Source organism: Klebsiella sp. BIGb0138, from assembly GCF_004342285.1.
Taxonomy (GTDB): domain Bacteria; phylum Pseudomonadota; class Gammaproteobacteria; order Enterobacterales; family Enterobacteriaceae; genus Klebsiella.
On the sequence record NZ_SMCV01000002.1, the window covers coordinates 477,665 to 492,325 of the forward strand.

Genomic DNA, 14,661 nt, shown 5'->3' on the forward strand with positions numbered 1-14,661 from the left:
ATGTTTTTAAGTTTAACCGCCAGCGACCAGGTGCTCCAGCGTAAAAAACGTTACAATGGTCAGGTCTTATTATCTCCAGGACTGAACAGAGGGTTTATGCGTACCATTCTGAATATTTTGAACTTTATACTTGGCGGTTTCGCCACCACCCTGGGTTGGCTGCTGGCGACATTGGTCAGCATCGTCCTGATCTTCACCCTGCCGTTAACCCGCTCGTGCTGGGAAATTACCCGATTGTCTCTTCTGCCCTATGGTAACGAGGCAATTCATGTCGACGAACTCGAACCGCAGGGGAAAAATAGCCTGCTGAATGCCGGCGGCACCATCCTGAATATACTGTGGTTTATCTTTTTTGGCTGGTGGCTGTGCCTGATGCACATCTTCAGCGGCATCGCCCAGTGTCTGACGATCATCGGTATCCCGGTCGGTATTGCCAACTTTAAAATCGCCGCCATTGCCCTGTGGCCGGTGGGGCGCAGAGTAGTTTCCGTCGAAACGGCCCGCGCCGCGCGTGAGGCGAATGCACGCCGTCGCTTTCAGTAACCGGGCGGAATACGATCATGCTTAGCCCCCTGCTACGCCGTTATACATGGAACAGCGCCTGGTTATACAACGCCAGGATTTTTATCGCCCTGTGCGGCACGACCGCCGTTCCATGGTGGCTCGGCGAAGTAAAACTGACCATCCCCCTGACGCTTGGGGTCGTTGCCGCCGCGTTGACCGACCTCGACGATCGCCTCACCGGACGGTTACGCAATCTGGCCATTACCCTGGTGTGCTTTTTTATTGCTTCCGCCTCGGTGGAACTGCTCTTTCCCTGGCCCTGGCTGTTTGCGCTCGGTTTAACGCTTTCCACCACCGGCTTCATTTTGCTCGGCGGGCTGGGACAGCGTTACGCCACGATCGCATTCGGCGCCCTGCTGATCGCCATTTATACCATGCTAGGGGTGACGCTCTACGATCGCTGGTATCTGCAACCGCTGTTCCTGTTGACCGGGGCCGTCTGGTACAACCTCCTGACGCTGGCCGGGCACATCATTTTCCCGATTCGCCCGCTTCAGGACAATCTTGCGCGCAGCTATGAGCAGCTGGCACGTTACCTGGAGCTCAAGTCCCGCCTGTTTGACCCGGATATTGAAGATGAAAGTCAGGCGCCGCTCTACGATTTAGCCATTGCCAATGGCCAGCTGGTCACAACGCTCAATCAGACGAAAACCTCGCTGCTGACTCGCCTGCGCGGCGACCGCGGGCAGCGCGGCACCCGTCGAACGCTGCAGTATTATTTTGTTGCCCAGGACATCCATGAGCGCGCCAGCTCATCGCATATTCAGTATCAGACGCTGCGCGATCATTTCCGCTATAGCGATGTGATGTTTCGCTTCCAGCGGATGCTGTCGATGCAGGCGCAGGCGTGTCAGAAACTCTCCCGCGCAATTCTTTTACGCGAGCCTTATCAGCACGATGCCCATTTTGAACGGGCATTTATGCACCTTGATGCCGCCCTCGATCGCGTTCGGGCCAGCGGAGCGCCAGCGGAACAGGTGAAAGCGCTCGGCTTCCTGCTGAATAATTTACGCGCGATTGATGCGCAGCTGGCGACCATTGAGTCAGTACAAACGATTACGCCATCAACCAGCAATACCGAAAGCTTGCTCTCAGACGACAGGCTCAGCGGTTTCAGTGATATCTGGCTACGCCTGCGGCGCAATATGTCGCCGGAGTCGGCCCTGTTTCGCCATGCCGTGCGGATGTCGTTAGTGCTGTGCGCAGGCTATGCGTTTATTCAGTTCACCGGATTAGATCATGGTTACTGGATCCTCCTGACCAGCCTGTTTGTCTGTCAGCCGAACTATAACGCCACCCGCCATCGGCTGGCGCTGAGGATTATCGGGACGTTGATCGGGGTAGCGATTGGCCTGCCGATACTGCTGCTGGTACCGTCAGTTGAAGGCCAGCTGCTGCTGATTGTCCTGACCGGCGTACTGTTCTTTGCGTTTCGCAACGTACAGTATGCCCACGCGACGATGTTTATCACCCTGCTGGTCCTGCTGTGCTTTAACCTGCTGGGAGAAGGGTTCGAGGTGGCATTGCCACGCATCATCGATACACTGATTGGCTGTGCTATCGCCTGGGCGGCGGTGAGCTTTATCTGGCCGGACTGGAAGTTCCGCAATTTGCCGCGCGCGCTGGACCAGGCGCTCAATGCCAACTGCCGCTACCTGGATGCTATCCTCGAACAGTATCATCAGGGGCGCGATAACCGCCTGGCCTACCGCGTTGCACGTCGGGATGCACACAGCCGGGATGGTGAACTCGCCTCGGTGGTCTCTAACCTGTCGACGGAACCGCGCGCAGACTCGACCCTGCGCGAAACGGCATTCCGTTTACTGTGCCTGAACCATACGTTTACCAGCTATATTTCGGCGCTGGGCGCGCACCGGGAAAAACTCTCTACCCCGGAGATACTGGCTCTCCTTGATGATGCCGTCTGCTATGTTGATGATGGGCTGCACCACACGCCAGCCGACGAACAGCGGGTGCAGCAGGCACTCAGCAGTTTGCAAACCCGGATCCAACATCTCGAGCCGCGCGCCGACAGTAAAGAACCGCTGGTGCTCCAGCAGGTCGGTCTGCTACTGGCGCTGTTACCGGAAATCTGCCGGCTGCAAAAGCAGGTAGCGGTTCACCCTGAGTAAACATCAATACCTCCGGGGTTGGGCACCAGCCCACTCTTTGAGCTCCTGACGCCGTTGCGTCGGGAGCGCCGCGGCGTGAACGCCGGCGATCGCGCCTTCCAGCGAATAGAGAACATTTAGCGTCAGGGCCTTATTCAACTCACGTAATTTCAACCAGACCTTCTCCGCGCCAAGATGACGTAGGGTCTGTTCATCAGTGACGCCTGCGTTAATCAACAGTAGCTCCATGTGAAAGCTAATATTTGGCAGGTCTTTCAACCTCCCGCCATCACGCTGTCGCCTCTTTTCATTACGCGCGGTTTGCAACGAGCACGCCGACAGGTTGAATAGCATTTTGCTATCGCGCCAAAGCGTTTCGTCAATCTGATAGTATTTCAGCGACACCGGACGGCCATTTTTGCGCATCGTCAAAGGGGGATTCGCATGCTCCCCGCAGTAGGCCGCACTCTGTTCGCAAACCCGAAGATAGATTTCGCCTTCCGCCACCATGGCAAAAACCGTATCCTCTATCGCCAGGCTATAACCGCCAAATAATGGACGACAGCTTATTTTACCTAATGAAGATAAACATTCCTGAAATTGATGGAACCGTAAAGATGAAATTTTCTTCATGATTATTCCTTTGTTAATCATGCAAATAGAGGATAATTTATGAACGGATCCGCTAATATAGAAAATAAGTGACTTCTTTTATTGCGGCAAGATGATTTTGCCGTTCATCTCAATTAACTCATCATTTTGCGAGGGGCTTTCAGGAAACTGGCGCCCCGATATGGCAAATATATAAGTGGAAAAATAGACAAGCCGTAGTGAGTGAGATTCAGGTGAATAGATGGGCTATCGGCGGGGCTGGCACCGGCGCTCAATTCGTTCGGGCGGTAAACTCCCCCTCCCGACGACTGGCCAGAAAAAATTTACATCTCTCCTCTCCCAACGCCAGCACGGGTTGGCACGGTTCGGGCACTGCTTCATGTATGAATATTGACCAACAAGATGAGAAATGAGGTTGATCTTTTCCCCTGCTGGATATACTGTATATGCATACAGTAACCCACAGGCGGGACAGACTATGTTGACTTCAGCTTATGCAAATCGTTCATCACTGACTTCTGCTTCAGTACGTCGCCACTCGCATGACGTCGTCGAACAACCAGCCAGCGGGCTGATTAGTGAAATTGTCTACCGTGAAGATCAGCCGATGATGACACAACTCCTCCTGCTGCCTTTATTACAACAGCTTGGCCAGCAGTCTCGCTGGCAGCTCTGGTTAACACCGAAGCAGAAGTTAAGTCGCGAATGGGTCCAGTCTTCCGGCCTGCCACTATCGAAAGTTATGCAGATCAGCCAGCTGTCTCCCTACAACACTCTGGAATCAATGATCCGCGCGCTGCGTACCGGCAATTATAGCGTAGTGATCGGCTGGTTGGCAGATGAGCTGACGGCGGAAGAGCATGAACGCCTGGTTATCGCGGCGGAAGAAGGTCATGCGATGGGGTTCATCATGCGCCCGGTGGGAAATACGAGCCAGCATGGGAGACAACTCAGCGGGCTAAAAATTCACTCTAACTTGTACCATTAAGCTAAATTAGGATTAATCCTGGAATTTTTTTTGCTTCGCCAAAAGCCATTTTTTGACCGGGGTTATTTTTGCCGGAATGCCTGTCTGATGCGGTCTCGCGGCTTTATTTGCTGAATAAAAATCAACCATATTTGTTAAATGTTGTGTATACAACCCTTTTTTTTCATATGCCTGACAGAGTTCACACTTGTAAGTTTCGAACTAAGTTGTAGACTTTACATCGCCAGGGGTGATCGGCTTACGCTGCATGTATCAGCATAGTTAACAACAAGTCACGCCCCGGGTGAAGGATTTAACCGTGAGGTCTTTTGTACCTTCATGGCGAATTTTGGATGATAATGAGGCGCAAAAAATGAAAAAGACAGCTATCGCGATTGCAGTGGCACTGGCTGGCTTCGCTACCGTAGCGCAGGCCGCTCCGAAAGATAACACCTGGTATGCAGGTGGTAAACTGGGCTGGTCCCAGTATCACGATACCGGTTTCTACGGTAACGGCTTCCAGGGCAACAACGGCCCTACCCGTAACGATCAGCTGGGTGCTGGTGCGTTCGGTGGCTATCAGGTTAACCCGTACCTCGGTTTTGAAATGGGTTACGACTGGCTGGGCCGTATGGCTTATAAAGGCAGCGTAGACAACGGTGCTTTCAAAGCTCAGGGCGTTCAGCTGACTGCTAAACTGGGTTACCCGATCACTGACGATCTGGACATCTATACCCGTCTGGGTGGTATGGTCTGGCGTGCAGATGCTAAGGGCAACTACGCTTCTACCGGCGTTTCCCGTAGCGAACACGACACTGGCGTATCCCCGGTATTTGCTGGTGGTGTAGAGTGGGCTGTTACTCGTGACATCGCTACCCGTCTGGAATACCAGTGGGTTAACAACATCGGTGACGCAGGTACCGTTGGTACTCGTCCGGATAACGGCATGCTGAGCCTGGGTGTTTCCTACCGTTTCGGTCAGGAAGAAGCTCCGGTTGTTGCACCGGCTCCGGCTCCGGCTCCGGAAGTGACTACTAAGCACTTCACCCTGAAGTCTGACGTTCTGTTCAACTTCAACAAATCTACCCTGAAACCGGAAGGTCAGCAGGCTCTGGATCAGCTGTACACCCAACTGAGCAACATGGATCCGAAAGACGGTTCTGCAGTGGTTCTGGGCTACACCGACCGTATCGGTTCTGACGCTTACAACCAGCAGCTGTCTGAGAAACGTGCTCAGTCCGTTGTTGATTACCTGGTTTCTAAAGGTATCCCGGCTGGCAAAATCTCCGCACGTGGTATGGGCGAATCCAACCCGGTTACCGGCAACACCTGTGACAACGTGAAAGCTCGCGCTGCACTGATCGACTGCCTGGCCCCGGATCGTCGCGTAGAGATCGAAGTTAAAGGTTACAAAGACGTAGTAACTCAGCCGCAGGCTTAAGTTTCACTACCGATAAAAAACCCCGCTGATGCGGGGTTTTTTTTAACTAAATTTTGGCGTTAACGCTAACAGCTGAGCCGACGACAATCCTGCGCCCTGCTTCCGGTTACGAATCTTTGCCCAGCAGTAGCTGTAGATCGTGCTTCAGGCTGGACATCTTGTTGGCGTACTTCTCTTTATGCTCCGCGTCTTCAATCAGCTGTACGATGGTCTCGGACAGCGTTTTGCCACGCCGCTGCGCAAGCCCAGCCAGACGTTGCCAGACAACAAACTCCAGGTCGATCGACTTTTTACGCGTGTGCTGATGCTCGGCGTTAAAATGTCGCTTCCGACGCGCGCGGATAGTCTGCTTCATCCGGTTCATTAACTCCGGATTCATGTGCTGCTCAATCCAGGTATGCACCAGAACAGGTTCATTTTCGAGCGTCAGTAAGACATCGACCGCGGCTTTCGCAGCGCTGGCTTCAATGTAGCGGGTAATCAGCTCACCTTCCCGGTGCTTCTTTACCAGATATTTCCATTTCCAGCCGCTTTCAAGGTTTTCCAGTTGTTGATATTTCATTGCGATCTCAATGTGACCGTGTAACTCATTTCAGGATATCAGTTTTTTCCCAATGTGCTGAGAATAAATCATCATTCGTGATGCACGTAACCGGGTTATCGTCACCGCAAACACAATCAGCCGTGTGCTCAGACGCGGCATAAGGTATAATCGCGCGTTTTACATCTGACTAAAAAACAGCGACTTTGACCATTACGAAACTTACCCGAAACGACCTCGCTCCTGATACGGAAAGTTATCAGGCGCTGTTTGCACAAGCCGATTTAGCCCAGGCAGAGGCTTCCCTCTCAGGCGAACTGCAGCCCCGTTTATTCTATGGTCTGGAGCAGCTTCTGGTGACTCCGACCATTTCATCATTCATGCTGGTTAAGGCCCCGGAAGAACCCGAATATCTGCAATGGCTGACGACGGAAACACGCACCTTACATGAACCTGCAGCACCGCTGTACGGTGTTCGCTACCAGATCAATGGCGGAAACGTTACCCTCACGCCGGCGAAGACTGCCGACGATAATTTTGCCAGCACCGCGCCGGTTGAATCTGCCGACTGGATCGAAGCCGAACAGCTTTTTGGCTGCGTTCGCCAGTTTAACGGTGAAATATCCCTGCAGCCGGGGCTGGTTCACCGCACCAACGGCGGCGTGCTGATTATCTCCCTGCGCGCGCTACTCGCTCAGCCGCTGCTATGGATGCGCCTGAAAAATATGGTCACCCGCCAGCGTTTTGACTGGCTATCCATCGATGAATCCCGTCCTCTGCCGGTTAGCATTCCCTCCATGCCGCTCAGCCTGAAGGTGATTCTGGTTGGCGAGCGTGACGCCCTGGCCGATTTCCAGGAGATGGAGCCTGAGCTTTCTGCCCAGGCGATTTACAGCGAATACGAAGATAATCTGCAAATCACGGATGGCGAGACGCTGAAACAATGGTGTCAGTGGGTATGGCAAAACGCCCGACAGCTTGAACTGCCGGGACCGGCCGCTGATGCCTGGCCCCTGTTAATTCAGGAAGGCGCACGCTATACCGGCGACCAGGAGACGCTGCCGCTATCTCCGCTGTGGATTGCGCGCCAGCTGCGTGAAGCCGCGGCCTTCTGCGAAGGCGAGCAGATCACGGCAGAAGAGATGCAGACCATGCTGGCCCGCCGCGAGTGGCGTGAGGGTTATCTCGCCGAGCGGATGCAGGATGAAATCCTGCAGGAACAGATATTAATTGAAACCGAAGGCGAGTGCATCGGCCAGATTAATGCCCTGTCGGTGATCGAATTCCCTGGCCACCCGCGCGCATTTGGCGAGCCGTCGCGTATCAGTTGCGTAGTCCACATCGGTGATGGTGAGTTTATCGACGTTGAACGTAAGGCGGAGCTGGGCGGCAACATTCACGCCAAAGGTATGATGATCATGCAGGCGTTTCTGATGTCCGAACTGGAACTCGAGCAACAGCTCCCCTTCACCGCCTCGTTGACCTTCGAGCAATCCTACAGTGAAGTGGACGGCGATAGCGCCTCCATGGCCGAGCTATGCGCCTTAATCAGCGCCCTGGCGAGCGTGCCGATTCATCAGAGCATTGCCGTTACCGGTTCAGTCGATCAGTTTGGTCGCGTACAGCCGGTCGGTGGGCTCAATGAGAAAATTGAAGGCTTCTTCGCCATTTGCCAGCAGCGCGGGCTGACCGGTAAACAAGGCGTCATCATCCCAGCGGCGAATATTCGCCACCTGAGTCTGTCAGCAGACCTGCAGCAGGCGGTGGCGGAAGAACAGTTTTTCATCTGGGCGGTGGAAGATGTCACTGAAGCGTTACCCATTTTGACCCAGCTGCTATGGGATGGCGAAGGGCAAACTTTACGGCAAACCATTCAGGAACGGATTGCGCAGGCGACCCAGCAAGAGAATCGCCATCGTTTTCCGTGGCCGCTACGCTGGTTAGGTGGTTCAGGTTCTAACTGATCGGACTTGTTCAGCTTACACGTGTTAGCTATCCTGCGTCCCGAACTCAAAATAAGGCTTACTGAAAACAATGGTAGATAAACGCGAATCCTATACAAAAGAAGACCTTCTTGCCTCTGGTCGTGGTGAACTGTTTGGTGCGAAAGGCCCGCAGTTGCCAGCGCCGAATATGCTGATGATGGACCGCGTCATCAAAATGACCGAAACGGGTGGTAACTACGATAAAGGTTATGTTGAAGCAGAACTCGATATTAACCCGGACCTGTGGTTCTTCGGTTGCCACTTTATCGGCGATCCGGTAATGCCGGGTTGTCTGGGTCTGGATGCCATGTGGCAGCTGGTTGGTTTCTATCTGGGCTGGCTCGGCGGCGAAGGCAAAGGCCGTGCGCTGGGCGTGGGTGAAGTGAAATTCACCGGCCAGGTACTGCCGACGGCGAAGAAAGTGACCTACCGTATTCACTTCAAACGCATTGTTAACCGTCGTCTGATTATGGGCCTGGCGGATGGCGAAGTACTGGTTGACGATCGTCTGATCTACACCGCCAACGATCTGAAAGTAGGCCTGTTCCAGGACACTTCCGCGTTCTGATAAGCTGTAATGCTGTAAACAAGGCGAAGCCCCCGCTCTGCGGAGGCTTCTTTTTTAAAGAGACAGTCAGGCAGTTTGTACCCTGTCCTCCATGGCTTCTCGCCAGCCTCCTAGCCAGTAGGACCTTTGGTTCAAGGTCTGGTAGGGACACATTTCTTTCGATCTTCCGGTTATCCCGGCCTGATATCCACGCTGATGTGCCCGTTCCAGGCGATCTCGTTTTTGTCTCTTCATGCCTCGTTTCCCTCATTATCTGATCTGGTGGAAAAGAAAACAGTGGTCACTAAATATGCAACCACGGTTAACGAATACCGCGAATCTGAGGCAACGTCAATGCGCAAAATTCACGCCATTGTCATAATTGTGAGCTACATGAAAGTTCATTTGTACAAAAACTGTGAACCGGGACAAGTAACAACCTGACGAGAAAATAAAAAAGCCGCGGTGGTTTTTCAGACCACCGCGGCTGTTAATTTTCATTCATTTTACTTATGGCAGACGGTTCAGCTCGCTGGCAATCGCGGTCGCTTCCTGAGCCCAGGCCTGAGCCATGGTCTTCACCATCGCATCATAACCGTCCTGCTGCTGCTTAAGCTCAATATTGAACGGGCGCTTAATCAGCTGGCCCCGATGCTTCAGCAGCCACTCCCCGCTGACGATGACCCGCCCATCGTAACGGCCATGGAAACCGTTCACCGCGACGTTGAGCGTATCCTGGTCGTTGCCCAGAGGCTGCGATGCGACCACCCAGCCCGGCAGCTGGTTGCTCAAATTCGCCACCAGCGTGGTGCGTAGCTGCTGATCGAGCGGACTGGCCCACAGGTTATTATTGGCAATGACGTACTGCACGTCCGTGGTTTGATAAACCACGCCGTTGCCTGCCAGATAATCCGGGATGCTCACCTGCTCAACCCACAGCAGCTTGTTGCTCTGGTGGGCGGCGCTTTGCGCGCCGCTCTGGGCAACGGGCAGCTGATAGTAGGTTTTACTCTCCCCACCGCTGCTGCACGCCGTTAACGCACACACCGCTGCCGCCACTAACCATTTTTTCATTATTTCGCTCCCTTCGGCTGAGGATCTTTTTTATCCCTGGCCTCAAATACCAGCGCATTGCTCTTATCATTGAGCGTTTTCAGTACCGGCTGCAGTTCGCGAAGAACCTGATCCAGTCGCTGCATATCCGCCACCATCTTGTTGTATGCCGCAGAGCCCGGCTGGAAGCCCTTCATACTGCGGTTCAGCTCACGCAGCGTATTTTGCATATCGCCCGGCAGCTGCTGCATAGACTGGCTTGAAGTTATCTTGTTCAGGCTATCCAGCGTCGCTTGCACATGCTGCATCGTTTTTTCGCTCTGCGCCAGAGTACTGGTCGCCTGTTCCAGCAGCGGGTTGATCGGCAGATTGTTAATCTTATCCAGCGCATCCATCAGGCGCTGCTGAATCTGCGCCAGGCCACCGCTGACCGTTGGGATGATCGGATAAGATCCAAACTCACGAATCTGGCCGCGCGGAGGCGCTTTCGGATAGAAGTCGAGATCGATATACAACGCCCCGGTCACCAGGTTACCTGTTTTCAGGGATCCCCGCAGGCCGCGGTTGATCAGATCGTCGATATGAGAAGGAATATCCGGGTTGCTGCCAAGCTGGTTAATCAACCGTCCAGGTTCAATACGCACCTCTACCGGAATGCGATAGTCATCATTCAGGCGCTGATTCAGTCCAGGTATAAAGAAGGGCACTTTACCGACGGTCCCTAAACGTATGCCGCGGAATTCCACGGGCGCGCCCGGCTGCAGGCCGCGGATAGAATCTTTAAAGAACATCACGTAATCAACGTGCTGCGTAAAGACAGAATCCTGAATACTCTTCTGATCGTCGAACAGGTGGTAGCCCGTTTTGTCCGCTACCGGCTCGCCCAGCTCCAGCCCTTCCGGAACATCAAAGCTGACGCCGCCGCCAAACAGGGTGGCCAGTGAGCCCATCTCCACGCGCATCCCCGCCGAGGTCAGATCGACCGCGATACCGCTATCCTTCCAGAAGCGAACGTTGGAGGTGACCAGACGATCGTTTGGCGCATTGATAAACAGCTGATAGGTGATGCTGCGCTTTTGCGCATCGAAGGTGCTGGTTTCAACCGAGCCAACGCGATAGCCGCGGAAGAGCACCGGATCGCCAGGAGAGAGCTGGCCGGCTTTACTGCTTTCCAGCAGAATGCGGATCCCTTTCGCATCCGGTGAAGCCAGCGGCGGAGAATCCAGCAGCGGATACCTGGCGGGTTCCCCCCCTTTCGAACCCGGCTGCAGCTCAATATAGGCCCCGGACAACAAGGTTCCGAGCCCGCTGATCCCTTCACGTCCCACCTGCGGTTTAACGACCCAGAACACGGAATCGTCGTGCAGCAGCTTCTTCATACCGGAGTTAAGACGGGCTTTAACCTCAACGTGCGTCAGATCGTCCGTCAGGGTAGCGCTTTCCACCACGCCAACGTCGACGCTACGGCTTTTAATCCGGGTTTTACCACCTTCAATCCCTTCAGCATTGGTGGTGATCAGCGTCACCTCCGGCCCCTGATGGCTGTAGTGATAAAAAAGAATCCACGCGCCGATAAGCACAGTGACGATGGGGAAGATCCATACCGGTGACCAGTTCTTCACCTTTTGCACTTTTGCTTCTCCGCTCTTATTTTCCATGCTGCTGCATTTCCTCATGGCTTGAATCTGGTTCACGGTCCCACAACAAACGAGGGTCAAAGGTCATGGCTGAGAACATTGTCATGACAACAACGAGCGCAAACATCACCGCCCCTATCGCAGGATAGATACTCATCAACCCTCCCATGCGCACCAGCGCCGAGAGTACAGCGATGACAAAAACATCAATCATTGACCAGCGGCCAACAAACTCCACGACTTCATAAATCAGATGCATGCGTTCCGGGTCGCGCTGACCATTACCGTTGGCGTTCCAGCACAGCCAGCCAATCGCGAGCATTTTCAGCGTCGGCACCATAATACTGGCGATAAATATCACCAGCGCCACCGGATACGACCCTTCACTCCACAGCAGGATCACCCCGGCCATGATCGTGGAGGGCATTTTATCGCCCAGCAAATCAGTAATCATGATCGGCATGATATTAGCAGGGAGATAAAGAATGCATGAAGTCAACAGCAGCGCCAGCGTCCACTGCAGACTGTGTTTGCGGCGCGCCGTACCTTTGGTCTGGCAACGCGGACAAACGGCCTCATCAATCGCTAAAACGGCGGTGCAGCATGAACATGAGCGCAGGCCCTGATGGATCCCCGGCATGCCAATCCGCAGCGGCGGTTTAATCGCCGGCATCGGCGCAATATCGTCCCATAACCAGCGCCTGTCCACGCACTGCAGCGCGCGCAGCTGGAGCAGGCAGAACAAACACCAGGGCGCGAAACTCAGGCCGACGCCGATATCGCCATACGCCATCAGCTTGACGAAGCTCACCAGTACCCCGGCGAGAAAAATTTCCGCCATGCCCCAGGTTTTGAGATGGAACAGAATGCGCGCCAAAAATGCCTTCACTCCCCGCGGCATATGGACACGATTGACCAGCAGCAGAATCGTCACCAGGCAAAACGTCGGTACCAGCTGCACAAAGAGCAAAAAGAAGGTTCCGAGGCTGGCGTAATTCTCGCTGAACAGAACGTCCGGGATCTCCAGCAGCTTGATTTCGCTGCTGATGCCGCTGACGTTCATGTTGACAAACGGGAACAGGTTCGCCAGCAGCAGCATAAACAGCGCCACCAGCGCATAGGCGGTGGGACGCTGCCGGGGCGCGTCCCATGACGTTGTCAGCGTTGTCCCGCAACGCGGACACGCGGCTTTCTGGCGATGCTCCAGCTGCGGCAAAGCCACCAGCAAATCACATTGTGGGCACAGAATATGCCGCGCAGCATGATGATGATCGCACATGAAAACTCCTCAGCTTATGCGCCGTTTTTTAATCCTTCAAGATATTCCCAGCGTTCAAAGGCGGTTTCCAGCGCCTGTTCCGCTTCGGCCAGCTGCGCCAGCACCTGCTGCGTATGATCATGGGACTGGCCAAAGAAAGCAGGATCGGCAACCTGCTCCTGCAGCGTCTGCAGTTGAGCTTCCAGCTCTTCCAGCCGCTGTGGCAGCTGCTCCAGTTCGCGCTGCAGGTTATAGCTTAGTTTGCCAGGCGCTCGTTTGACACTTTCTGCTTTCGGTTGAGCGACTTCGACACTTTTTTTCGCCACCGCTTGTTTTTGCGCCAACGACTGCGACTGCTGCCCGCGGGCATCGTGATAGCCGCCGACATATTGACCAATGCGCCCTTCGCCTTCGAAGATCCAGCATTCGGTCACGGTGTTATCCACAAACTGCCGATCGTGGCTGACCAGCATGACGCTGCCCTGATAGCCATCGATGAGCTCTTCCAGCAGTTCGAGGGTTTCAACATCCAGATCGTTGGTCGGTTCATCGAGAATCAACAGGTTGCTTGGCTTAAGGAACAGGCGCGCCAGCAGCAGTCGGTTACGCTCTCCGCCGGATAGCGCGCGCACCGGCGTCATCGCCCGTTTCGGATGGAACAGGAAGTCCTGTAAATAGCCCAGCACATGGCGCGGCTTACCGTTGACCAGCACTTCCTGCTTGCCTTCGGCCAGGTTATCCATCACCGTTTTATCAGGATCCAACTCGGCGCGATGCTGATCGAAGTAGGCCACTTCCAGCTTCGTGCCGACATGAACCCGTCCACTGTCCGCCTGCAGCTGGCCCAGCATCAGTTTCAACAGCGTGGTTTTGCCGCAGCCGTTAGGGCCAATCAGCGCAATCTTGTCGCCGCGCTGAATCTGCGCGGAGAAGTCTTTAACCAGTACTTTACCGCCAACCTGGTAGTCAACGTTCTCCATTTCGAAGACGATTTTACCCGAGCGCGCCGCCTCTTCCACCTGCATTTTCGCGCTACCCATCACTTCACGGCGTTCGCCACGTTCGCGACGCATTGCCTTCAGGGCGCGAACGCGGCCTTCGTTACGGGTACGCCGCGCTTTTATACCCTGGCGGATCCAGACTTCTTCCTGCGCCAGCTTGCGGTCAAACTCGGCATTTTGCAGCTCTTCCACGCGCAGGGCTTCTTCCTTCTCCAGCAGATACTGGTCGTAGTTGCCTGGATAGGTCACCAGCTTACCGCGATCGAGATCGACGATCCGCGTCGCCATGTTGCGAATAAAGGAACGGTCGTGCGAGATGAAAATAATGGTGCCTTTGAAGGTCTTGAGGAAACCTTCCAGCCAGTCGATAGTTTCGATATCCAGGTGGTTGGTCGGCTCATCCAGCAGCAGCACGCGCGGGCCGCTGACCAGCGCGCGGCCAAGGGCGGCTTTACGCAGCCAGCCGCCGGACAGCGACGCCAGCTCGGCGTTGGCATCCAGACCCAGCTGTTCGAGAACTTCGTTAATGCGGTTTTCCAGCTGCCACAGTCCCAGGTTATCCAGCAGATCCTGCAGGCGCGCCAGCTCATTTAAATTTTTGCTGCTCGGGTCGGTCATCACCAGGCGCGAGACATCGTGATAGCCCTTCAGATAGGCCGCCTGCTCTTCAATCCCTTCCGCAACAAAGTCGTATACGGTGCCGGCGATATTTCGCGGCGGATCCTGCTGCAAACGGGCAACCACCAGATCCTGTTCATAAATAATACGCCCGTCGTCAAGACCCTGCTCACGGTTGAGGATCTTCATCAGCGTGGATTTACCCGCGCCATTACGCCCGACCAGACAGACGCGTTCGTTATCTTCGATATGCAACTCGGCATTATCCAGCAGCGGAGAATCGCTGAAGGAGAGCCAGGCACCATGCATACTAATTAATGACATTC

13 protein-coding genes are annotated in these 14,661 nt (G+C 54.5%); 6 read left to right on the forward strand and 7 right to left on the reverse strand.

Features of this window, described 5'->3' with window-relative positions; genetic code table 11:
• The first annotated feature begins 96 nt into the window (after nucleotides 1-96).
• Together EDF73_RS06690 and yccS are read left to right on the forward strand one after the other, a co-directional pair.
• Nucleotides 97-543 carry a YccF domain-containing protein gene (locus tag EDF73_RS06690; RefSeq protein WP_132727438.1) on the forward strand — a complete coding sequence of 149 codons (447 nt, stop codon included), beginning with the start codon at nucleotides 97-99 and terminating at the stop codon, nucleotides 541-543.
• A 17-nt stretch (nucleotides 544-560) separates the two neighbouring features.
• Nucleotides 561-2,696, forward strand: coding sequence for a YccS family putative transporter (yccS, locus tag EDF73_RS06695; protein ID WP_132727441.1), 2,136 nt, complete (start codon nucleotides 561-563; stop codon nucleotides 2,694-2,696).
• A gap of 3 nt (nucleotides 2,697-2,699) precedes the next feature.
• Here the strand turns inward: yccS and EDF73_RS06700 are convergent, their stop codons facing one another.
• Complete coding sequence (locus EDF73_RS06700; protein WP_165905660.1) at nucleotides 2,700-3,308, reverse strand: TfoX/Sxy family DNA transformation protein; 609 nt, start codon at nucleotides 3,306-3,308, stop codon at nucleotides 2,700-2,702.
• A 457-nt stretch (nucleotides 3,309-3,765) separates the two neighbouring features.
• Between EDF73_RS06700 and sulA the strand changes: the two genes are divergently transcribed.
• Together sulA and ompA are read left to right on the forward strand one after the other, a co-directional pair.
• Entirely contained in the window at nucleotides 3,766-4,275 is a 510-nt protein-coding gene (sulA, locus tag EDF73_RS06705) for an SOS-induced cell division inhibitor SulA (RefSeq protein ID WP_132727446.1), read from the forward strand.
• Nucleotides 4,276-4,627: 352 nt separating this feature from the next.
• Nucleotides 4,628-5,695, forward strand: coding sequence for a porin OmpA (ompA, locus tag EDF73_RS06710; protein WP_132727449.1), 1,068 nt, complete (start codon nucleotides 4,628-4,630; stop codon nucleotides 5,693-5,695).
• A 106-nt stretch (nucleotides 5,696-5,801) separates the two neighbouring features.
• Here the strand turns inward: ompA and matP are convergent, their stop codons facing one another.
• Nucleotides 5,802-6,257 (reverse strand): macrodomain Ter protein MatP, encoded by a 456-nt coding sequence (gene matP / locus EDF73_RS06715; RefSeq protein ID WP_132727452.1) that lies wholly within the window; start codon nucleotides 6,255-6,257, stop codon nucleotides 5,802-5,804.
• A 185-nt stretch (nucleotides 6,258-6,442) separates the two neighbouring features.
• On the opposite strand from matP, the gene EDF73_RS06720 reads away from it, so the two are divergent.
• Both EDF73_RS06720 and fabA read left to right on the forward strand, forming a co-directional pair.
• On the forward strand, nucleotides 6,443-8,200 hold the full coding sequence (locus tag EDF73_RS06720; protein WP_132727455.1) for a Lon protease family protein: 1,758 nt from the start codon (nucleotides 6,443-6,445) through the stop codon (nucleotides 8,198-8,200).
• A 70-nt stretch (nucleotides 8,201-8,270) separates the two neighbouring features.
• Nucleotides 8,271-8,789 carry a bifunctional 3-hydroxydecanoyl-ACP dehydratase/trans-2-decenoyl-ACP isomerase gene (gene fabA / locus EDF73_RS06725; protein WP_002898398.1) on the forward strand — a complete coding sequence of 173 codons (519 nt, stop codon included), beginning with the start codon at nucleotides 8,271-8,273 and terminating at the stop codon, nucleotides 8,787-8,789.
• 66 nt (nucleotides 8,790-8,855) lie between these two features.
• Here the strand turns inward: fabA and rmf are convergent, their stop codons facing one another.
• The 5 genes from rmf to EDF73_RS06755 all read right to left on the reverse strand — a co-directional run bounded on the left by rmf (nucleotide 8,856) and on the right by EDF73_RS06755 (nucleotide 14,659).
• A complete protein-coding gene (rmf, locus tag EDF73_RS06730) occupies nucleotides 8,856-9,023 on the reverse strand; it encodes a ribosome modulation factor (RefSeq protein ID WP_004871568.1) in 168 nt (55 codons plus the stop codon).
• A gap of 255 nt (nucleotides 9,024-9,278) precedes the next feature.
• Nucleotides 9,279-9,842 (reverse strand): membrane integrity-associated transporter subunit PqiC, encoded by a 564-nt coding sequence (gene pqiC, locus EDF73_RS06740; RefSeq protein ID WP_132727458.1) that lies wholly within the window; start codon nucleotides 9,840-9,842, stop codon nucleotides 9,279-9,281.
• Nucleotides 9,842-11,479: an intermembrane transport protein PqiB gene (gene pqiB, locus EDF73_RS06745; RefSeq protein ID WP_132727461.1), complete on the reverse strand. Its 1,638-nt coding sequence runs from the start codon at nucleotides 11,477-11,479 to the stop codon at nucleotides 9,842-9,844. Before pqiB ends, pqiC begins: the two co-directional genes overlap by 1 nt.
• Nucleotides 11,469-12,737 (reverse strand): membrane integrity-associated transporter subunit PqiA, encoded by a 1,269-nt coding sequence (gene pqiA, locus EDF73_RS06750; protein WP_132727464.1) that lies wholly within the window; start codon nucleotides 12,735-12,737, stop codon nucleotides 11,469-11,471. Before pqiA ends, pqiB begins: the two co-directional genes overlap by 11 nt.
• Nucleotides 12,738-12,751: 14 nt before the next feature.
• Nucleotides 12,752-14,659, reverse strand: coding sequence for an ABC transporter ATP-binding protein (locus EDF73_RS06755; protein ID WP_132727467.1), 1,908 nt, complete (start codon nucleotides 14,657-14,659; stop codon nucleotides 12,752-12,754).
• Between the last annotated feature and the right edge of the window lie 2 nt (nucleotides 14,660-14,661).